This is a genomic window from Thalassotalea algicola, from assembly GCF_012932965.1.
Lineage (GTDB): Bacteria > Pseudomonadota > Gammaproteobacteria > Enterobacterales > Alteromonadaceae > Thalassotalea_F > Thalassotalea_F algicola.
In genome coordinates, this window is record NZ_JABBXH010000007.1 from 86,187 (window position 1) to 107,114 (window position 20,928).

21 protein-coding genes are annotated in these 20,928 nt (G+C 39.2%); 5 read left to right on the forward strand and 16 right to left on the reverse strand.

Features of this window, described 5'->3' with window-relative positions; genetic code table 11:
- Window positions 1-26: 26 nt before the first annotated feature.
- From lpxA to rpsB, 13 genes are all read right to left on the reverse strand, one after another.
- The gene (gene lpxA / locus HII17_RS17000) at window positions 27-797 is read right to left on the reverse strand and encodes an acyl-ACP--UDP-N-acetylglucosamine O-acyltransferase (protein WP_169076572.1); all 771 of its coding nucleotides are present in this window, start codon (window positions 795-797) and stop codon (window positions 27-29) included.
- A 4-nt stretch (window positions 798-801) separates the two neighbouring features.
- Window positions 802-1,254, reverse strand: coding sequence for a 3-hydroxyacyl-ACP dehydratase FabZ (gene fabZ / locus HII17_RS17005; protein WP_169076573.1), 453 nt, complete (start codon window positions 1,252-1,254; stop codon window positions 802-804).
- A 1-nt stretch (window position 1,255) separates the two neighbouring features.
- A complete protein-coding gene (gene lpxD / locus HII17_RS17010; protein WP_169076574.1) occupies window positions 1,256-2,287 on the reverse strand; it encodes a UDP-3-O-(3-hydroxymyristoyl)glucosamine N-acyltransferase in 1,032 nt (343 codons plus the stop codon).
- A gap of 10 nt (window positions 2,288-2,297) precedes the next feature.
- Window positions 2,298-2,810, reverse strand: a complete 513-nt coding sequence (locus tag HII17_RS17015; protein ID WP_169076575.1) for an OmpH family outer membrane protein — start codon at window positions 2,808-2,810, stop codon at window positions 2,298-2,300.
- A gap of 42 nt (window positions 2,811-2,852) precedes the next feature.
- A complete protein-coding gene (gene bamA / locus HII17_RS17020; protein ID WP_169076576.1) occupies window positions 2,853-5,327 on the reverse strand; it encodes an outer membrane protein assembly factor BamA in 2,475 nt (824 codons plus the stop codon).
- A gap of 27 nt (window positions 5,328-5,354) precedes the next feature.
- Window positions 5,355-6,710 (reverse strand): sigma E protease regulator RseP, encoded by a 1,356-nt coding sequence (gene rseP, locus HII17_RS17025; RefSeq protein ID WP_169076577.1) that lies wholly within the window; start codon window positions 6,708-6,710, stop codon window positions 5,355-5,357.
- Window positions 6,710-7,921 (reverse strand): 1-deoxy-D-xylulose-5-phosphate reductoisomerase, encoded by a 1,212-nt coding sequence (gene ispC, locus HII17_RS17030; RefSeq protein ID WP_169076578.1) that lies wholly within the window; start codon window positions 7,919-7,921, stop codon window positions 6,710-6,712. The genes rseP and ispC overlap by 1 nt, the downstream gene beginning before the upstream one ends.
- Window positions 7,922-7,923: 2 nt before the next feature.
- Window positions 7,924-8,790 (reverse strand): phosphatidate cytidylyltransferase, encoded by an 867-nt coding sequence (locus HII17_RS17035; protein WP_169076579.1) that lies wholly within the window; start codon window positions 8,788-8,790, stop codon window positions 7,924-7,926.
- Between the two features lie 13 nt (window positions 8,791-8,803).
- Entirely contained in the window at window positions 8,804-9,493 is a 690-nt protein-coding gene (gene uppS, locus HII17_RS17040; protein WP_169076655.1) for a polyprenyl diphosphate synthase, read from the reverse strand.
- A gap of 128 nt (window positions 9,494-9,621) precedes the next feature.
- On the reverse strand, window positions 9,622-10,143 hold the full coding sequence (frr, locus tag HII17_RS17045) for a ribosome recycling factor (protein WP_211185406.1): 522 nt from the start codon (window positions 10,141-10,143) through the stop codon (window positions 9,622-9,624).
- Window positions 10,144-10,204: 61 nt separating this feature from the next.
- Complete coding sequence (gene pyrH / locus HII17_RS17050; RefSeq protein WP_169076581.1) at window positions 10,205-10,945, reverse strand: UMP kinase; 741 nt, start codon at window positions 10,943-10,945, stop codon at window positions 10,205-10,207.
- Between the two features lie 356 nt (window positions 10,946-11,301).
- On the reverse strand, window positions 11,302-12,138 hold the full coding sequence (gene tsf, locus HII17_RS17055) for a translation elongation factor Ts (protein ID WP_169076582.1): 837 nt from the start codon (window positions 12,136-12,138) through the stop codon (window positions 11,302-11,304).
- 96 nt (window positions 12,139-12,234) lie between these two features.
- Window positions 12,235-12,963 (reverse strand): 30S ribosomal protein S2, encoded by a 729-nt coding sequence (rpsB, locus tag HII17_RS17060; protein WP_169076583.1) that lies wholly within the window; start codon window positions 12,961-12,963, stop codon window positions 12,235-12,237.
- A 313-nt stretch (window positions 12,964-13,276) separates the two neighbouring features.
- Between rpsB and HII17_RS17065 the strand changes: the two genes are divergently transcribed.
- Window positions 13,277-13,879: a hypothetical protein gene (locus tag HII17_RS17065; protein WP_169076584.1), complete on the forward strand. Its 603-nt coding sequence runs from the start codon at window positions 13,277-13,279 to the stop codon at window positions 13,877-13,879.
- 45 nt (window positions 13,880-13,924) lie between these two features.
- On the opposite strand, the gene HII17_RS17070 is transcribed toward HII17_RS17065, so the two are convergent.
- Complete coding sequence (locus tag HII17_RS17070) at window positions 13,925-14,962, reverse strand: GGDEF domain-containing protein (protein ID WP_169076585.1); 1,038 nt, start codon at window positions 14,960-14,962, stop codon at window positions 13,925-13,927.
- Window positions 14,963-15,119: 157 nt separating this feature from the next.
- Between HII17_RS17070 and map the strand changes: the two genes are divergently transcribed.
- From map to HII17_RS17090, 4 genes are all read left to right on the forward strand, one after another.
- Complete coding sequence (map, locus tag HII17_RS17075; protein ID WP_169076586.1) at window positions 15,120-15,908, forward strand: type I methionyl aminopeptidase; 789 nt, start codon at window positions 15,120-15,122, stop codon at window positions 15,906-15,908.
- A 19-nt stretch (window positions 15,909-15,927) separates the two neighbouring features.
- Window positions 15,928-18,552 (forward strand): [protein-PII] uridylyltransferase, encoded by a 2,625-nt coding sequence (glnD, locus tag HII17_RS17080; protein ID WP_328824564.1) that lies wholly within the window; start codon window positions 15,928-15,930, stop codon window positions 18,550-18,552.
- A 21-nt stretch (window positions 18,553-18,573) separates the two neighbouring features.
- A complete protein-coding gene (dapD, locus tag HII17_RS17085; protein WP_169076587.1) occupies window positions 18,574-19,404 on the forward strand; it encodes a 2,3,4,5-tetrahydropyridine-2,6-dicarboxylate N-succinyltransferase in 831 nt (276 codons plus the stop codon).
- A 215-nt stretch (window positions 19,405-19,619) separates the two neighbouring features.
- The gene (locus HII17_RS17090; RefSeq protein WP_169076588.1) at window positions 19,620-19,976 is read left to right on the forward strand and encodes a hypothetical protein; all 357 of its coding nucleotides are present in this window, start codon (window positions 19,620-19,622) and stop codon (window positions 19,974-19,976) included.
- Here the strand turns inward: HII17_RS17090 and truC are convergent.
- Both truC and HII17_RS19250 read right to left on the reverse strand, forming a co-directional pair.
- Window positions 19,973-20,740 (reverse strand): tRNA pseudouridine(65) synthase TruC, encoded by a 768-nt coding sequence (gene truC / locus HII17_RS17095; protein ID WP_169076589.1) that lies wholly within the window; start codon window positions 20,738-20,740, stop codon window positions 19,973-19,975. The two genes, HII17_RS17090 and truC, sit on opposite strands and share 4 nt — an antisense overlap.
- Window positions 20,733-20,867 (reverse strand): hypothetical protein, encoded by a 135-nt coding sequence (locus HII17_RS19250; RefSeq protein ID WP_268969175.1) that lies wholly within the window; start codon window positions 20,865-20,867, stop codon window positions 20,733-20,735. The genes truC and HII17_RS19250 overlap by 8 nt, the downstream gene beginning before the upstream one ends.
- Window positions 20,868-20,928: the final 61 nt, after the last annotated feature.

The following is a 20,928-nucleotide window of genomic DNA, read 5'->3' on the forward strand; positions in this document are numbered from 1 at the left end:
GAATGTCACTAACCTCAGGTTAGCTGTTAGCGGATAATACCGCGATTAGAAGATTTAATAAATTCCGCAAAAACGGCAACTTCTTCGTATTGCTCAGCCATTTCATGGATACTTTCAAGCGCTTCTTCTACGCTCAAACCTTTACGATATACTGCCTTGTATGTACGTCGAATAGCGAGGATAGCTTCCTTTGTAAAGCCTCTGCGTTTAAGTCCCTCTGAGTTCAACCCAAAAGGTGACGCACCATGACCAGATGCCATTACATAGGGTGGCACGTCTTTAAGTACAAGCGAGTTGGCCGCAATAAAGCTATGTGCACCAATATGACAAAACTGATGAACACCAGACATGCCACCTAGGATAGCCCAGTCGCCAACATGTACATGCCCTGCGATGGATGCGTTGTTAGCTAAAATACAGTGATCGCCTACAACACAGTCATGAGCGACATGAGTGTAAGCCATAAATAAATTATTACTGCCAATCTTAGTTAAACTATTGTCCTGGATTGTACCTCTATGAATGGTACAACATTCCCGAAATGTATTATTGTCGCCAATAACCAACTCAGTTGGCTCGCCAGCATACTTCAAGTCTTGGCAATCTTCACCAATACTAGCGAATTGGAAAATTACATTACCTTTGCCAATCTTGGTAGGGCCTTTAATTACAACATTTGAACGGATATCGCAGTTATCACCAATAACAACATCCTTGCCAACATATGTCCAAGGTCCTATGGAAACATTATCACCAATTTGAGCACCTGGCTCAATTATCGCTTGTTCGTGAATCACTAATTTATAACTCTCGTCTCGCACACATTAGATCTGCACTGCAGACCACTTTACCGTCAACTTTTGCTTCACCATGAAACTTCCACATGCCGCGACGTTCTTTTATAAAATCAACGTGTAAGTGCATTGTATCACCTGGAGTAACAGGTCTTTTAAATCGAGCATTATCAATCGACGCAAACAAGTAAAGTTCTTTACCCGCCTTATCTTCGTTCGTTTTAAAACCTAAAACGCCAGTAGCTTGCGCTAAAGCTTCTAGGATCATAACACCTGGAAATATTGCGTTACCGGGAAAGTGACCAGTAAATACAGGCTCATTAAACGTGACATTTTTAATCGCATGAAGCCACTTGCCTGGCTCATAATCCAATACGCGGTCAACCAATAGCATTGGATAACGGTGTGGAATCAACGTCTGTATTTCTTCCACATCAATTACATTCTTTTCTCTTTCCAACTTAATATTCCTTTTTCGCTTCGTTTAGCGCTTTTTCGATTTGGCTGACTTTTTTGGTTGTATCATCAAGCTTTCTCAACCGCGCATTCATACGATTCCAATCCTTGTTTGGTTGCGCTGGTATGCCTGAAGAATAAACCCCTGGCTTGTCGAGTGCTTTAGTTACCATAGTCATACCCGTAAGCACGACATTATCCGCTATTTCGATGTGTCCGTTAACTCCGACCAGACCGGCAATTGTACAGTTTTTCCCAACACGGGAACTTCCAGCAATCACACTGCATGCCGCCATTGCGGTGTTTTCTCCAATAACCACATTGTGTGCAATTTGTATTTGGTTATCTAAAATACAGCCATCGCCTATGATGGTATCTTCAAGTGCACCTCTATCTATAGTGGTACTCGCACCAATTTCAACACGTTCGCCTATAATAACTCGACCAAGTTGAGGGATTTTATGCCACCTACCATCGTGTGGTGCATAGCCGAACCCATCAGAACCAATAACAGTATTAGCTTGTATTAGACAGCGCTCACCAATAATACATTCGTGATATACACTAATATTAGCCCATAACTTAGTATGAGCCCCTATTTGAGCGTTTTTTCCGATGAAGCAGCCAGCACCAATAACGACATCATCTGCGAGAATAGCGCCAGCTTCGATAACAGCATTAGCACCAATGGCTACGTTGTTACCAAGTTGTGCTGTTTCATCAACAATTGCACTTGGGTGTATATTAACAGCAGGTAAAGGGGTTGAATCGAGTAATTGCGCTGTCATCGCATAGCCCATATAAGGATTATCCATGACAAGGGCGTTAGTAGGACAATGCTCTACCATATCTGGTGACACAATAACTGCACCAGCCAGCGTATCTTTAAGTTGATTTTGATATTTGCTATTAGCAAGGAATGCGATTTGCGTATTTTTTGCTGCCGCTAATGTAGCAAGACTGCTAACGGTGATGTTGCCATCTCCCTTAACAGTCGCGCCAATATGCTTTGCAATATCAGTTAACGTATAACTCATTGCAGTATTCTTAGTTTAATTTGCTAACTTGCTCTACTACTTTATCAGTAATGCTAGACTCTGGTTTAGAAAATACTACGGCTTTTTGTTCAATTACCATGTCGTACTTATCTTTCGCAGCAATATTGTCAATTGCTTGGCGTACTAACGCTAGAATTTTTGATGTTTCTTCGTTTTGACGCTGCTGAATTTTTTGTTGAAATTCTTTACCTTTAACTTGGTACTCTTGATATTTCAGTGCGATTTGCTTGTCTAAATCTTCTTTTTCTTTCTCTGTCATTAAAGAAGAATCACGTTTTTTCTTCTCTTGAAGGTACTTAATTTCTTTTTCTAATTCTGTAATGAACGCTTTGTCATCTTTGAATTCTGCTTCTAATTTTTGCATTACTGCAGCAGACTGAGGAATCTTACCCATAACTTCTTGAAAGTTAACCACGCCAATTTTTTGCGCCATCGCAGAACTTGCCAATAACATGCTTGATGCTGCAGTTGTTACTGCCAATGTTTTGATAAATTTTTTCAACTTATTCTCCTAAAATTTAAATCTTGTTATACGTAATTATGCTTAGAATGTTTTACCAATATTGAAGCTGAAGAAACTTGTATCATCCCCTTCTTCTTTTTTCAACGCTTTAGCGAAGCTAAAAATCATTGGTCCCATTGGTGATAACCACTGAATTGAAAGACCAGCAGAACTTCGGTAACGACCGACATCTGAATAGTCATCTAACTTTTCGAATTCGATTGGCGCTAAATCGCGATAATCATCAATATCAAATTCTGTATCCCAAACATTACCAACATCGACGAACAAACTACTACGCATACTATTTGAGTAGCCTTCATCAAGGAACGGTAGTGGGAATATTAACTCTACACCACCCACTGCCAGAGCGTTACCACCAACAGAACGTTGAGAAATATCGATATAGTCATGATCAGGACCTAAACAACAACCACTACTATCGCCTACAGGATCTGGCGTACCACCAATTGTTGTCGGCTGTCTAAAGATCGCTCTAGGGCCAACGATATTGGTTTCAAATCCACGTAATGTGTCGGACCCCCCCGCCCTAAAGTTCTCCCAAAACGGTAATATTTGATCATTACCATTGATTGAATCATAACCGTTTGCATAACCAGCCTCGAAGCGAGTTAATACAGACCACTTTTGATCACGTGTTAATGGGAAGTACCATTTAGTATCTAAATTAATTTTAAAATAGTTAACATCGGAATTAGGCGACGTAACCTTGGCCGACAAAGACTGTTGAGAACCCGCTGTTGGGAATGTACCTCGGTTAAGTGTGACTCGAGAAATACCCATTGATAAGTCAAATGTTTCAAATTCTAGCTTAGCATCTGGATCATCTGGATCTGAGTATAAATCATAGAATTTTTGAATTTGCTCGTAAGTTTGTAAACGAGTAATTCCGTTATTCTTATAACCTAAACCGAAGTTGACTCGAACATACTCATTAATAGGAAAACCTAAATTAAGTCCTAAGCCATAAGTCTTGTTTTCGTACTCAACAAGGTTCGCGCTACCAGCATCAAATTCGTTGTAATAGATCGAGCCACCCAATGAAACGCCATCCACGGTAAAGTAAGGGTCAGTATAAGACACACTAACAGCTCGAGAATAACTTACAGTATTGATATTGAACGCTAGTCGATTACCGGTTCCTAAGAAGTTATTCTGTTGAACACCAGCATTTAAACTCAGTTTTGTTTGAGAACCATAACCAACACCCGCAGTAAATGATCCTGACGGCTGTTCTTTAACTTCGAAATCTACATCAACCAGATCTTCTTCACCCGGTAATTGATTAGTCTCAAATTCTACAGTTTCTAGATAAGGTAAACGAGATAGCCGAGCCTTTGACGCTTCCACTAAGCTATTTGATAACCAAGCACCTTCCATTTGTCTCATTTCACGACGAAGAACGCGATCTGCTGTTACATGATTACCTTTAAAGTTTACGCGGTTTACGTAAATACGTTTACCAGGATCAACCGATATTGATAACTTTACTGTTTTATCTTCATCGTTAATTTCAGGAATAGTAGTTACTTTTGGATAAGCATAACCGAAACGGCCAAGGAAACGGCTTATCGTTTCTTCGGTATAAGTCACTTCAGCACCATTATAAAGCTTGTCAGCCTTTAGCGGATTAATTGCACGAATAGTGCTTTCAAATCCAGCCATATCACCAACAAAATCTACTTCGCTTACTGTGTATTGCTCACCTTCAGTAATATTTAACGCAATATAAACAGCTTCTTTATCTGGTGTCATAGACACTTGTGTTGAATCAACTTTGAAGCGCAAATAACCGCGATCTAAATAAAAGCTTTCAATAGTTTCCATATCACCTTGTAGAGTTTGCTTTTGATAGCGGTCTTGCGCCATAAAGTCCCACCAAGGAGAGTCATAAGTAAGTTCTATTCTTTCAAGAACCTCTTCATCAGAAAAAATTTCATTACCAACAAGGTTGATTTGCTCGATTGCTGCAGCATCACCTTCTTCAAATACAAATTTTAAATTTACTCGGTTACGAGGTAAATGGGTAACTTCAGCTTCAACATTCGCGTTATATTTACCAACGCTGTGATAGAAATCCTCTAACCCCATTTCTATGCCAGAAATTACGGTTCGGTCTAGCGTTTCACCTACCCTAATATTACTATCATCAAGGCTTTGCGTAAGCTGTTCATCTTTTAAATCGTCATTACCTTCAAATGTAATTTCACTAATGGTTTCTCGCTCTTTTACACGATAGATAACGCGATCACCATCACGAAAAACGCGAATATCATTAAAGTGCCCTGATTTATATAAGGCCTTTATTGACTGTGAAATACGAAATTCATTTAACGAGTCCCCTACATTAAAAGGTATATGCGTTAATGCAGCTCCTAGAGCTACTCTTTGCAAACCTTTAATTTGGATATCTTCAACTTGAAAATCACTTGAAGCCTGCACTGACGTGCCTAAGGTGCCTAATAACACCGCGAAGGCAATTTTTCTAATCATCATAAATATAACTTTGTCTACTTCTTGTTATTAAAGTCGTGAAATATCGTTAAATATGGCAATGCTCATTAACATGAGCAATGCTATGGCTCCAAATCGAAATCCCAACTCTTGAATTTTTTCTGGTACAGGCTTTCCTGTAAAAAGCTCTATAAGGTAATAAAGTAAATGCCCGCCATCAAGTACTGGAAGCGGTAAAAGGTTAATTATTCCCAAATTAATGCTAATTAATGCCAAAAAGCCTAAAAAATATACGAATCCATAGCCTGCGCTATTACCTGCACCTTGTGCTATAGCAATTGGACCACTTAAATTCTTTACAGATACATCACCAGTAATTAACTTACCAATCATTTCGAAACTTAAGACCACTAAATTCCAGGTACGTTCAATACTTTCTGTAAAACTACCAATTACGCCATAAGCCAAATTAATTTGATGTCCTTCGGGCCACCCGTCAAATGTCGGCCTAATGCCCAAGTAACCTTCTTTCTGTCCATTAACTTCACGCACATCAGGAATCACAATTAATTCTATTACTTCACCATTTCTGTCGACAGAAAGCGCCACCTCTTGGCTTGCAAGCGACTTTATTTCGCTCGCAAAAAAGCGCCAGTCATCATTCACTAATTTCTGGTTAATTGAAAGTAATTTATCATTGGCCTGCAAACCAGCTTTAGCTGCTGCACCATTTGGCATAACTTGAGCGACAACAGTGTGTACTTTGGGTGAAAATGGCACTATGCCTAAACTACCAATAGACGATGTGTTTTCTGGTGTGAACTTCCAATCTTGTGTGTTGAGCTGATAGCTTTTTACATACTGGCTATCTGGCTGTTGGACTTTAATTTCAATTGACGGCTGACCAATCTCCCCAACTAACGCCATATTAATATCTTGCCAGTCTTTTACTTCAATGCCTGCCACTTCAACGATTTCGCCTTGAGCAGGAAGCCCTGCTTGATACGCAATAGATTGAGCTTCAATCTCGCCAATAACCGGCTTAATGCTTGGTACACCAATTAAAAACATTAAATAAAAGGCAAAAATTGCAAATAAGAAGTTTGCCAATGGTCCTGCAGCAATAATGGCTATGCGTTGATATACCGTTTTGCCATTAAAGGCCAAATGTTTGTCTTGCTCTGAGACTTCATCAACACGCTCATCAAGCATTTTAACGTAGCCACCTAGTGGAATAAGCGCTATGACATATTCAGTACCTAGCTTATCGGTTTTTCGCCAAATGGCTTTACCAAAGCCGACAGAAAAACGCTCAACTTTAACACCGTTTTTTCTAGCTACCCAAAAGTGACCATATTCGTGTACGGTAACTAAAATACCCAAGGCAATAATAAACGAAGCTAAGTTCCAGATAACATCTAACATTAACTATTTATCTCCAAAGAAGTTAATTGCTCACTAGCATAAGTTCTGGCTCGTGCATCTAAGCTAATAACATCACTTATATTAGTTACTTTCTCTGAGACAAATTTTTGAACAGAAGTTTCATTTAAGGTAAAAATATCGGTGAATTTAATACGGTTATCTAAAAATGCTTCTACAGCGACTTCATTTGCGGCATTTAGTGCCGTACATGCTGCTTGACCAAGAGAACAAGCCTTTATTGCCAATTTAAGGTTTGGGTATCGTTCAAAATCTACCGCTTCAAACTCAAACGCTTTAGTATTAAAGAAATCCAAAGGTTCAACACCTGCATCGATTCGCTCTGGATAAGCAAGCGCATGAGCTATGGGTGTTCGCATATCAGGGTTACCCATTTGGGCAATCACAGAACCATCTTTATATTGCACCATAGAATGAATAGTGCTTTGCGGATGCAAAACCACTTGAATTTGTTGTGGCTCGACATTGAACAACCATTTAGCTTCAATAAATTCTAAGCCTTTATTCATCATGGTCGCTGAATCTACCGATATCTTTCTGCCCATATCCCAGTTTGGATGGGCACAAGCTTGTTCCGGTGTAACATTTGGTAACTCTACCACAGGCTTGGTTCTAAAAGGACCACCGCTGCCTGTTAATAATATTTTGGTAATCCCATTGTCTTTAAGTTGGCATTCGCCAGGCCTATTTTGTTCAAGTTCAGGTAAACATTGATAAATCGCATTATGCTCACTATCAATTGGTAACAGCTTAGCGCCAGACGCTTTTACTGCGTCTATAAATATTTGACCTGAAGTAACTAAAGACTCTTTATTGGCAAGCAGTACTCGCTTACCTGACTTAACAGCTGAAAGTGTTGGCATTAATCCAGACGAGCCAACAATAGCAGCCATCACGGTATCAACATTTTTGCTGCTAGCAATTTCACATAACGCTTTTTCACCATAGGACACATCTATGCCCTGAATGCCCTGTTGAGCGAGCTTATCTTTAAGTTCAATTGCTGCAGCTTCTTTTGCCATCACCACTTGTTTAGGTAGAAATTCCAGACACTGAGCCAACATTTTATCAACACTGCTATTAGCTGACATTGATATGATAGAAAAACGTTCAGGGTGGCGCTTTACGACATCTAAAGTGCTTTCACCTATTGAGCCGGTAGATCCTAAAACACATAATTGGTGTTGTTGCATTGTTACCAGCCGATTAGTACATAACAAAGCGCATAAATTGGCGCTGTTGCTGTTAAGCTATCTATGCGATCTAATACACCACCATGACCAGGTAGTATCGTACCGCTATCTTTTATTCCTGCTTGGCGCTTAAACATACTTTCGTTTAAGTCACCTAATACAGAAATAGTCGTAATAATAACAGTAACAAATAAGACAATCGCAAACTGCTCGGCGCTCCAGCCAATAACCTTCCCTGCTGTTGCAATCAAGACACAAGCTACAGCAATGCCTCCAAAGAAGCCTTCTAACGTTTTACCTGGGCTTACATTTGGCATCAACTTATGTTTACCAATAGATTTTCCAACGAAATAAGCACCGATATCAGCACTCCAAACCATCATAAATAAAAACATGATAAGTTGAGCGCCGTGATGTGGGTCTGTTTGGTATTCGCTACTACGAATAACCATAAATGCCAACCAAGTTGGAATTAACGTTAGCCAACCAAAAATGCCACGAATAGAACGGTGGCTTGACCAAAAAGAGCTACAGCGAGGATATACAAAAGTCAAAAACGCTGAGACTAGCCACCAGCCGACGGCCAACCACAAAATATAGATGGCGTTTTGCTGCAACTCGCCTTTCTCGATCCATAACGTGTCTGGAGGTAAAAATGTCCAAATAGCGCCAATTAAGCTGGTACTAGCAAAGACAAAAAACCAACGGCGAGCCTTAGTCGCGAACCCCATTAATGGTCCCCACTCCCACGCGCCTATCGCCATAACAGACAACAAGAAAGCACCAAAAAATGGCAACGGCAAATAAAAGATAGCGCCAATAGCTAATGGCGCCAATATAATAGCCGTCAATATTCGTTGTTTTAACAAACGATATTCCTTTTTATTTTTGTTTTACTTGTTCACCAGTTTTACCAAAGCGACGTTCTCGTTGTGTGAACACCTCAATTGCTTGGTTAAGTTGGCCTTCATCAAAGTCTGGCCAAAGTACATCGGTGAAGTAAAACTCCGCATAGGCAGATTGCCACAGTAAAAAATTACTGATGCGATGATCGCCACCTGTACGGATCATTAAATCTAAATCAGGCATATCTGCTAGGCTTGTAAAGCTATCCAATGAAGTTTCATCGATATCTTCTATCGATATTTCATTTTTCAAAGCTTTCTCAGCTAACTGCTTAGCAGCATGGGCAATATCCCATCGTCCACCATAATTTGCAGCTATAGATAACACCATACCTTGGTTTTCTTTAGTTAATGTTTCAGCTGCTCTGATTTTTTCTTGTAGTTTGTCAGAAAAACGAGAAACATCACCTATTACTTGAAACCTTATATCATTTTTATGCAAGCGCTTCACTTCTCGGTTTAGCACCAGCATAAATAATTCCATTAAAACGGAAACTTCTTCTTCTGGGCGTAGCCAATTTTCGCTACTAAAAGCGAATAAGGTTAACGCCTTAACTCCTAACTTTCGCGCACTAGTCACCGTAGAGCGAACAGACTCAACTCCAGACTTGTGACCAAAAACACGTTTTTTACCTTTTTGCTGTGCCCAGCGGCCATTACCATCCATAATGATCGCAATATGCTGCGGTATTTTAAGGTCCGACGTATTGGGTTCTGAGCTATTTGACACTTAAATCTCGCTATATAAAAACGCCGTAGCTTATCGCCACGGCGTACTATCCTTACGATGGAAAATTATATTTCCATTAATTCCGCTTCTTTCTCAACCAGTATCTGATCGACTTGCTTAATGTACTTATCCGTAATCACTTGAATTTCGTCTTCAGACTGATGCATTTCATCATCACTAATTTCTTTCTCTTTATTCAATGTTTTAACATCAGAGTTAGCATCACGTCGAATATTACGAATAGCAATTTTTCCGTTTTCACTTTCACCTTTTACTACTTTCACAAGCTCTTTACGACGCTCTTCTGTTAGCGGCGGTAAAGGGATACGAATTAATGTACCTTGTGAAGAAGGATTTAAACCTAGATCTGAAGCTAGAATTGCTTTTTCAACAGCGCCAATCATAGACTTATCAAACACTGTAATCGCTAACGTACGAGCGTCAGGTACAGATACATTACCCACTTGATTTAACGGAGTGTCAGCACCGTAATAATCAACTGAAATGTTGTCCAATAAAGAAGGATGCGCACGACCAGTTCTGATTTTATTTAAGTTAGTTTTTAACGACTCGATACTCTTACTCATGCGAGTTTCTGCGTCTTTTTTAATATCTTCAATCACTTGGATATTCCTTAATACTGAACAATTAATCTAAATTTTCGGCATGATCTATTGTAGTGCCTTCTGGCTCACCCATTATTACATTTTTCAATGCGCCGGGTTTGTTCATGTTAAATACACGAATAGGCATATTATGATCACGCGCTAAAGTAAAGGCAGCTAAATCCATTACTTTTAATTCTTTTTCCAACACTTCTTGATAAGTTAAATGACTATAAAGTGTTGCTTCTGGATTTTTAACAGGGTCATCTGAATAAATACCATCAACTTTCGTAGCTTTAAGTACTGCATCAGCTTCAATTTCGATACCACGTAAACACGCTGCAGAATCTGTAGTGAAGAATGGGTTTCCAGTACCAGCACTGAAAATAACCACTCGACCAGACTTCAACATACCAATTGCATCTGCCCAGTTATAGGTATCACAGACACCAGCTAAGTCAATAGCAGACATAAGGCGAGCATTAACAAAAGCTCTATGTAATGCGTCACGCATCGCTAAGCCATTCATCACTGTAGCTAGCATACCCATTTGGTCGCCTACAACGCGGTTCATACCTGCTTCAGCAAGACCAGCACCACGGAACAAGTTACCACCACCAATAACTAAGCCTACTTGAATTCCCATTTCAACCAGCTCTTTAATTTCTTGCGCCATGCGATCAAGAATTTTTGGATCAATGCCAAAACCCTCATCACCCATCAGGGCTTCGCCACTGAGTTTTAAAAGGATACGACGATATGTTGGTTTAGGGTTGGTGCTCATAAGCTCAAGATTCCTGTAGATAAAACTGTCGCAGTCGAAATTGACCGCGGCTATTTTAATCGTTTTTTATCGGTATCGAAAGCTTAATATGAAAAAAGCAGTTTTATTGGCTATTTATTGATTGATTTAGACTAATTACTCTGCTCACCGCCTTACATATTAATAGTCAAAGGTGCATTCTATTTAGTATTGAATACCACCAAATACCAAGACGCTGTTAAATTTGTACAAAGTAAGCTGACTGGTTTAAATGTACGCTCTTTGTTTTCTTTGTATTAATATATATTTCAGACATAAAAAAACCGCTCATTTGAGCGGTTTTTTTGCAATAAGGTTTTATTCAAAGAATAAATTTATTAGCCTTTAGCAGCTGCGATTTGCGCTTCTACTTCTGCTGCAAAATCTTCTTCTTTCTTCTCAATACCTTCGCCTACTTCTAAGCGAACGAATGAAGAAACAGTAACACCTTTCTCTTTAAGAACCTGACCAACAGTGCTCTTAGGTTCCATGATGAAAGCTTGACCAGTTAAAGAAATTTCACCAGTGAATTTCTTCATACGACCAGTAACCATTTTCTCAGCGATTTCAGCAGGCTTGCCTTCGTTCATCGCGATATCGATTTGGATAGCTTTTTCTTTCTCAACTAATTCAGCTGGAACATCTTCAGGGTTAACAAATTCTGGCTTAGAAGCAGCTACGTGCATTGCCATGTGCTTAAGTGTTTCAGCATCGCCTTCACCAGCAACTACAACACCAATTTTAGCACCGTGCTTGTATGAAGCTAATGCTGTACCTTCAACGTATGCTACGCGACGTACATTGATGTTTTCACCAATTTTAGCAACTAAAGCAACACGCTCTTCTTCAAACTGTGCTTGTAACTCTTCGATTGTCGCTTTTGAACTTGCAGCAGCGTCTGCTACTTTGTTCGCGAAAGCTAAGAAGTTGTCGTCTTTAGCAACGAAGTCTGTTTGACAGTTAACTTCAACTAAAGCGCCATCTTTAATGATGATTTGACCTTCAGCAGCGATATTACCTGCTTTTTTAGCAGCTTTTGCTTGGCCAGACTTACGCATATTTTCAATCGCAAGTTCCATGTCACCATCAACTTCTTGTAAAGCTTTTTTACAATCCATCATGCCAGCGCCAGTACGCTCGCGTAATTCTTTAACCATTGCAGCAGTAATTGCCATGAGTTAATTCCTCAATATAAAAAGATTTTAAATTCTGCAATGCAAAGTATGGAAGCTTCACATTGCAGATAGATTAAAGGTTATGGGTTAAAGCTATTATTCAGCTTCAACGAAACCGTCTTTTTCAGCAGCAACAGCGATGTTCTGCTCACGACCTTCAACAACAGCGTTAGCTGCTGAATCTGTGTATAACGTGATTGCGCGGATAGCATCGTCGTTACCAGGTACGATGTAATCAACACCGTCTGGGTTTGAGTTTGTATCAACTACAGCTACTACTGGGATACCTAGGTTGTTAGCTTCTTTAATAGCAATGTGCTCGTGATCAGCATCGATGATAAATAAAGCATCAGGTAAACCACCCATGTTTTTAATACCACCTAAACTTTTTTCAAGCTTGTCCATTTCACGAGTACGCATTAACGCTTCTTTCTTAGTAAGAGCGTCGAATGTACCGTCAGTGCTTTGAGCTTCTAGGTCTTTTAAACGTTTGATTGATTGACGAACTGTTTTCCAGTTAGTCAACATACCACCTAACCAACGGTGATCAACGTAGAATTGGTCAGCTTTGATTGCTGCTTCACGAACTGATTCGCTAGCTGCACGCTTAGTACCAACAAATAAGATTTTACCTTTCTTAGCAGAAATACCTGATAAGAAAGCTAAAGCGTCGTTGAACATAGGAACAGTTTGTTCCAAGTTGATGATATGAACTTTATCGCGTGCACCAAAGATGAATGGCTTCATTTTTGGATTCCAGTAACGAGTTTTGTGTCCGAAGTGAACACCCGCTTTAAGCATGTCACGCATAGAAACGTTTGGCATAATTTTTCCTCTTGGGGTTAAGCGTCCATACATCCAATACACACGACTCATATCAGCACAAAATTGTACTTGGAGCACCCCGGTATATCTTTGCAAGATGTATGTGATTATATATAAATGTGTAATTGTACAATCAATTACACGGCTAATAGTTTCGCTAAAAACTTGATGATGAATTTCATCACCAATATTTAGCGGCGCACTTTATACCACAATGAAGAATAAATAACCACAATTTTGTCTAGGTTTATCGCATAATCAAGCGTAAAATACCCTACGCTATCAACGCTCTTTTTTTGGAATTTGTTATTTTATGTCTACACAATTATATTTTATCTACGATTCACATTGTCCGTGGTGTTATGCAGCAACTGACTTGATTGATGAAGTTGCTCAAAAGCTACCGCAAATTAACATTCACTTTTTACACTGTGGTTTATACGATGGTGAAGATAAAGTAACTAAAAAAGCCATTGATACCGTTACAGAAATTACCAATGCAAAATTTGGCAAGCCATACTTAGCAAAACTAAATGAAGCAAAAGACAGCACACTTGCAGCAAATTTGATGGGCTGGTCTCAAAACAAATGCCCAGAGAAATCGTTGAAAATATTAAAAGCATTACAGCACGCCCACTTTATTGAGGGTAACCCAGAGCTTATAGCAAGTGATGTTGCAGAAATAGTTGAACGATTGAAACTTTCTGCGCCATCAAAGTCTTTGCAATCAGAGAAATTAACTAAAGATGCAGAGTTTTGCATGGCTGATATAGAAGAGATTCAAGAAATTATTGGCACTCAAGCAATTCCGGCACTTTTGCTAGCCCATGAAGATGAATTAGTTTTACTAAACCATAATTTATATTTGTTAGAACCCGCAGCAATAGTTGATGCTATCAAGCAAGAAATAGCGTAATTGATGAAAGGGGCTTGCATGCCCCTTTAAACATTTCACGCACCTTTAAAAAAGTTCAATATCCCCTTCAATATTTACTGCCTTAACTAAGCCTTGCTCTATCAAGTTTTCAAAACTATAAAGACAATCACGGCCGTTCTCTTTTGCGTAATACAAAGCTTTGTCTGCATTGTCTAAAATTGTCGTTGGATGGTCTGTACTCATAATCTTTGCAAAGCCAATGCTGACCGTTACCTTCCCAACCATAGGGAATTTATGATTACGAACCACATTTATGAACTTATTTAGTGCGGTTTCTGCTTGTTCTTTTGTTATTGGTTCAAAAATAATGACAAACTCCTCACCGCCAAATCGGAATAATAAGTCATTTTCGCGAAATACTTGCCGCATTAGTTGCGACAGTACGAGTAAAACCTCGTCACCATAAATGTGACCAAATTTATCGTTTACTTGTTTAAAGTGATCAATATCAACCACGGCAAGCCACGTGTAATCTAGATCTAACGGGTGTCTAACATTGCCTGGGCGTTGAATACCGACTCGTTGCCTTGTGTATTGATTTGATAACAAACTGGTTAACTTACTTTCATAGGTTCTTCTGTTCAAAAGCCCCGTTAAAGTGTCGCGTTCACTGGTTGCCAAAACCGTATAAAAATTCTCACACACTTTGGCAACTGCAACTAAGGTATCTAAATATTTAGACAAACGATGCTCGGAAGAAACATCTATTGCGTACACCACTTTGTTTTCATTGATAATTGGAATAAAAACATGATGAATATCATCTTCCGTTTGATAAACAGAAAGCTTGGTCAAAACGAGTAAGTTATCATCAACATATTTTTTATATGCTTGTGGAATTGGTTTTTCCCATAAGTATTGTTTAATGCCGTTTTCATCTTCCTTCCCTGTTAAGGTATGGATAGGATTTAGTTGACGAGTTGGAAATTCTACTCCTTGATATAACGTAATAAAGCAGGTCGGAGAAAACTCCGCAATAGTCGCCAATATACTAATCCCTAGAGCACTGGAGTCACGCTGGCTGGTAATTTCTACTATCGAATCGAGTACTTTATCCGTCAATGTTACTACCTCAAATTAAATACAATCGATTACCTCTTATCTACATTATGGATAAATAAGTAGTTTTTACCAAAACAATTAAAGACTCTATCATTGGGATCGATTATAAAAACATGTAGAATATTAACAATTTTATTTTAGGCAAATTGAATAATAGATGACCATACCGATTAAAGATCAACAAGAAATAGAGAAAATGCGTATTGCAGGTAAGCTTGCTGCTGAAGTTTTAGAGATGATCGAACCTCATGTTAAAGCAGGTGTTACAACCGACGAATTAAATACGCTATGCGCTGAATATACAGACAAAGTACAAAACGCAATTTCTGCACCTTTGAACTATCATGGTTTCCCTAAATCAATTTGTACTTCAGTCAACCACGTTGTTTGTCACGGCATACCAAATGACTCTCCGCTTAAAGATGGCGACATTGTCAATATTGATATCACGGTAATTAAAGACGGTTACCATGGCGATACCAGCAAGATGTTTTTAATAGGTGATGTTAGTGCTGAAGACAGACGTTTATGTCGTATCACTCAAGAAGCACTTTATACGGGATTGAAGAAAGTAAAACCTGGCGTTGCCTTTGGTGAAATTGGCAATGCAATTCAAAAGTTCATCAAAAAGTCTGGTCGCTTTGGCATTGTAAAAGAATATTGTGGACACGGTATCGGTAAAGAATTCCACGAAGAGCCACAAATTGTTCATTACAAAAACAACGAAAAAACCAAAATTCAAGAAGGTATGTGTTTCACCGTTGAACCTATGATTAATATGGGCAAAGCTGGCACCATTTTAGATAAAGAAGATAACTGGACAGTTTACACGGTAGACGGTAAGAAATCGGCTCAGTGGGAACACACGATACTAGTAACCAAAACTGGTTGTGAAATATTGACCCTTAGAGGCGATGATACTATTCCTCGTCATTTAAACAATTAACTAAAAGACCAAAAACGCTGTGGAAAATAACAATACCATACCCAGTCAATTTCAAACCCCTTTTTGTGTAAGCGCTCCCAATTTGTCGAGCGCTGATATTTGCGCGCTCAGTCAAGAGTTTAACCAATGGTTATTATCTATATTTAACAATATAGATATGGAACTAATTATTCAGGCTCGCGCATATTATGTCGATTTATTACTTTCAAAACTTTGGACTCAACATCAGCTTGATGAGTACCAAGTGAGTCTGCTTGCTGTTGGTGGTTATGGCCGTGGTGAACTGCATCCACAATCAGACGTTGATATTTTGCTACTTACTCAAAAACAAACAACAACAGAGTTAGAAGAAAAGATTGGCGCATTCATCACACAACTATGGGATGTAAAACTCGATATTGGTCACAGCGTACGTGATATTCAAGAATGCTTAAAACAAGCAGTTAATGACGTAACCGTTGCTACTAACCTGATGGAAATGAGGTTGGTTTGTGGGAATAAAATTCTATCCGATCAACTACAGCCATTGTTACAAGAAGACGTTTTTTGGACTTCGCAAAAATTCTTTATTGCCAAACGTGATGAACAAGAAGCACGCCACCAACAATATCATGGTGCCTCATACACGTTAGAGCCAAATTTAAAAGCTAACCCTGGCGGTTTACGGGATATTCAAACCATCGCTTGGGTTGCAAAGCGACACTTTATGGCAAATTCGCTAGAAGAGTTAATTAATCATAACTATCTAACATTAAACGAGCATAACGAGCTAATTGAGTGTCAAGACTATTTATGGCGTATGCGTTTTGCCCTCCACCACGTCGCTGGCCGCAGCGAAAATAGATTGCTATTCGACTACCAAGCAGACGTTGCAAAAATGTTGGGGTTTGGTGATGCTGGAAAGCCAGCTGTTGAACGCATGATGAAACGGTTTTTCCGCATTATCGGCCGCGTTGAAGAGCTTAATAAAATGTTACTTCAACATTTTGAAAAAGAAATCTTAAATAAAGGTAAAACGCCTGAAATAATTGAAATAAATAATGATTTCTATATCGAAGATGGTCTAATCAAAGTTTATAGTAATCGAATATTTATGCGCTCGGTTAAAATCATGGAAATGTTTTTAGTCATTGCAGAAAACCCAGCGATTAAAGGTCTTCACCCTGATACTTTGCGTTTATTACGTAATACACGTCGCCGCTTAATTTCTCGCCTAAATGATTATGAGGAAAGCCGTCAGCTTTTTGTCAAAATTATTAAGCACCCTCGTGGCCTTGGGTTGGCATTTAACTTAATGCACCGACACAGTATTTTGTCGGCTTATCTACCTGAGTGGCGCTCTATTGTCGGGCAAATGCAATTTGATTTATTCCATGCATATTCAGTAGACGAACACAGTTTTCGCTTAATTAAAAATTTATATCGTTTTAGCCAACCTGAACACAATCATGAGTTTCCACTTTGTAGCAAAATAGTTCAACGCATTCGTAAACCAGAAGTGCTATATTTCGCAGGTATCTTCCACGATATCGCAAAAGGCCGAGGCGGCGACCATGCCGAACTTGGCGCGATTGACGCTCTTAACTTTGCCAAAATGCACAATATCAATGATCACGATGGTCGCATGATCTCTTGGCTAGTAAAAGAGCATTTAACCATGTCAGTAACTGCTCAACGACGAGACATTTCAGATCCCGATGTCATCAAGGAATTTGGAGACATCGTCCGAGATGAAGCTCATTTAGACTATCTATACTGTTTAACCGTTGCCGATATGCGAGCAACGAACGAGAGCCTTTGGAATAGCTGGAAAGCAAATCTGCTAGAAGAGTTATACAATGCAACCAAACGCGCCTTTAGACGCGGTTTAGAAAAGCCGGTTGATTTGCGTTCAAAAATAAGAGAAAACCAAGATCAAGCATTAGAATTGTTGTTTGAAAGAAATACCGACAAAGACGAGATAGAAACACTATGGCAAGAATTTAAAGCAGATTACTTCTTGCGCTACTCGCCTGACCAAATATGTTGGCATACACGTCATATTTTGGCTCATGATAGAAGTGAGCCTATGGTATTAATTAGCCCTAAGCCATACCGTGGCGGCACAGAAGTATTTGTATTCACGCAAGATCAAGCCAATATTTTCGCCAATACTGTTGCGATATTAGGTAATAAACGCCTATCTATTCACGATGCCAAAATCATTACCAGTAAAACCGGGTATACACTCAATACTTTTGTGGTGCTTGATCATCAATCAAAACCGATTGATGATGAGTATCGTATGGTTGAAATTTCACAATCATTAGTCAAGCGCTTAAATCAAGACACATTAAACACGATTGAAGTTCAACCCGTATCGAAAAGATTCAAGACATTTAAAGTCAAAACTCAAGTAAGCTTTATCGATACCGAAGATAAAAAATCCACTATGTTAGAGATTTTGGCTGCCGATCGACCAGGTTTGCTCGCCAGCTTTGCGCAAGTTTTCCAAGATCTGAAATTACATATTCATACCGCAAAAATCACCACGTTTGGTGAAAAAGCAGAAGATGTATTTACCGTATCTAATGCTGATGGCCAGCAGTTAACCGAACAAGAAAAAACTCTACTAAGTGAACGCCTTCGTGGTGATATCACTTAAATTGAACTCACAGGAATTATCATGAGCAACTTACAAGCTACAATTGAACAAGCATTCGAAAATAGAATGTCTATTACACCAAGTACTGTCACGCCAGAAGTAAAAGATGCAGTGCTTTCTGCACTTGCCGCCCTCAACAATGGTAGTGCACGTGTTGCAGAAAAAGTTGCTGGCGAATGGGTAGTACACCAATGGCTTAAAAAAGCCGTATTACTTAGTTTTCGCATTTGGGACAACACTGTGATTGACGGTGCTGAAAGTAAATTTTTCGATAAAGTTCCATTAAAATACAGCAATTACACACAAGAAATGTTTGAAGCTGATGGTGTTCGCGTTGTACCGCCTGCAGCCGTTAGAACGGGTAGCTTTGTCGGTAAAAATGTTGTTGTTATGCCAAGCTATATAAACATTGGCGCTTTTGTTGACGAAGGCACTATGGTTGATACTTGGGCCACAGTTGGCTCATGTGCTCAAATTGGTAAAAATGTCCATTTATCTGGTGGTGTCGGCATTGGTGGCGTATTAGAGCCACTGCAAGCAGGGCCAACTATCATTGAAGACAACTGCTTTATCGGCGCTCGTTCTGAAATTGTTGAAGGCGTTGTTGTTGAAGAAGGTGCTGTAATATCAATGGGTGTCTATATTGGTCAAAGTACACGTATTTTTGATCGTGAAACGGGTGAGGTACATTATGGTCGCGTTCCGGCAGGCTCGGTTGTGGTGCCAGGAAACTTACCGTCTAAATGTGGGACTTATAGCTTATACGCTGCGATAATTGTGAAAAAAGTAGATGCTAAAACACGTGCTAAAGTGGGCATCAATGCACTACTTCGTTCAGTTACTGACGAGTAATATTTAAACAAAAACCAATAAACGCTAAATTTTTGACACTAAGAAAAGTGGCTTAATTTGGCGTTTTTTTATGCTCAATTGAAAAATAAATAAACAAATTAATTGTTTTAACTAGAGGGACTTAGTAACAAAACAAAGCTAAATCTTTCCGTCAAAAATACGTTTGGTATAGCCCTTGCTCTATTGGGTTAAAGGCAGTAACTAAGCAGTTAACCATGATGACATTTAAAACTTTATTTAGCTTAATATTAATCACCTTGATCAGCGCATGCTCTAGTACTCAAGAGTATAGTTATCAAGATTATCCAATAGAGAAAAAATCGTTAACTAACGATACCGAATTGCTCGTTAACTTACTAAAGCGCCCTACTACTGCAGATCAAATAATGATGGCACAATTTGCCGCAACACAATCACAATATTTTAATTTGCCACAAGTGAGCTACGTCAGAATTAGAGGCAATAAGCAGTCTAACAGTATTGAAAGCGACAATAGTCAACCTCAACATCACTTAGATATTTTATATAGCAATATTGAAGCGAACCTAGCGCAGGTTTCTGCACCTTACTAGGCTAGCTCTACTTGCCATTCCAGCTGGTCAAATAACTGCTGCCACTGTTGGTCAAATGAAGCCGATATCATTATCGGCTTTTTTGTTACTGGATGATCAAATTGCAAACTCTGTGCGAACAACATCAAGCGTTTAAAGCCAAACTCTTGGTGAAAAAATGGGTTTTGCTTGTTATCACCATAATTTACATCACCGATAATAGGAAACCTAAGGTGCGCTAGATGCCGCCTTATTTGATGTCGCCTTCCTGTTTTAGGTTTAAGCCTTACCAACGAATAGCGAACGCTATCATAACGCCCAACTGGTTTATTAATTACCCCTTGTTGCAAGGTCTGGTATTCGGTAATCGCCAGCTGAGCTTCCTTGTCTTGACTCGCAAATTTATCACCTATTTTATCTAGCTTAGGTTTGAGTGGGTAATCTACTACACCACATTCATTCAAAAAGCCTCGCACCAACGCGAAGTAAGTTTTTTCAATTGCCCTTTGATCAAACAGTTCGTTAAGTGCTTTTGCTGTTTTCTCGTCAAGTGCAAACAACAGCACACCGCTTGTTGGTTTGTCGAGTCGATGAATTGGGTAAACATATTTACCCACTTGATCACGCACTAGCTGCAAAGCGAAATATTTTTCATGGCGGTCTAAAAAACTACGATGAACGAATAGTCCAGCAGGCTTATCCACCGCTACCATATAATCATCTTGATAGAGAATATTTAATACCGGTTTTTCATCCAGTTCGCATTCATTTAATTGTTCAGTCATGATCATCAATTAGTCCACACTGTCTACTACGTAACGTATCGCCACAAAAAAATTTTGTTGATAATGAACTTAACATCGCACTTAATAGTGCTTTTAGTGCACGTAGTTGTTGAATATCTCGAGTCATCGGAATTTCTCATAGTGTTATCGGCATATTATCGGTAAAATTCCCGACAAATTCGACTAGT

Coding starts and splice junctions, on each gene's coding strand:
- lpxD (WP_169076574.1), bottom strand. CDS start 2,287: ATGAGTTATACGTTAACTGATATTGCAAAGCATATTGGCGCGACTGTT.
- bamA (WP_169076576.1), bottom strand. CDS start 5,327: ATGATGATTAGAAAAATTGCCTTCGCGGTGTTATTAGGCACCTTAGGC.
- rseP (WP_169076577.1), bottom strand. CDS start 6,710: ATGTTAGATGTTATCTGGAACTTAGCTTCGTTTATTATTGCCTTGGGT.
- ispC (WP_169076578.1), bottom strand. CDS start 7,921: ATGCAACAACACCAATTATGTGTTTTAGGATCTACCGGCTCAATAGGT.
- uppS (WP_169076655.1), bottom strand. CDS start 9,493: ATGGATGGTAATGGCCGCTGGGCACAGCAAAAAGGTAAAAAACGTGTT.
- frr (WP_211185406.1), bottom strand. CDS start 10,143: ATGAGTAAGAGTATCGAGTCGTTAAAAACTAACTTAAATAAAATCAGA.
- pyrH (WP_169076581.1), bottom strand. CDS start 10,945: ATGAGCACCAACCCTAAACCAACATATCGTCGTATCCTTTTAAAACTC.
- tsf (WP_169076582.1), bottom strand. CDS start 12,138: ATGGCAATTACTGCTGCAATGGTTAAAGAATTACGCGAGCGTACTGGC.
- rpsB (WP_169076583.1), bottom strand. CDS start 12,963: ATGCCAAACGTTTCTATGCGTGACATGCTTAAAGCGGGTGTTCACTTC.
- HII17_RS17065 (WP_169076584.1), top strand. CDS start 13,277: ATGTCTACACAATTATATTTTATCTACGATTCACATTGTCCGTGGTGT.
- map (WP_169076586.1), top strand. CDS start 15,120: ATGACCATACCGATTAAAGATCAACAAGAAATAGAGAAAATGCGTATT.
- dapD (WP_169076587.1), top strand. CDS start 18,574: ATGAGCAACTTACAAGCTACAATTGAACAAGCATTCGAAAATAGAATG.
- HII17_RS17090 (WP_169076588.1), top strand. CDS start 19,620: ATGATGACATTTAAAACTTTATTTAGCTTAATATTAATCACCTTGATC.
- truC (WP_169076589.1), bottom strand. CDS start 20,740: ATGACTGAACAATTAAATGAATGCGAACTGGATGAAAAACCGGTATTA.
- HII17_RS19250 (WP_268969175.1), bottom strand. CDS start 20,867: ATGACTCGAGATATTCAACAACTACGTGCACTAAAAGCACTATTAAGT.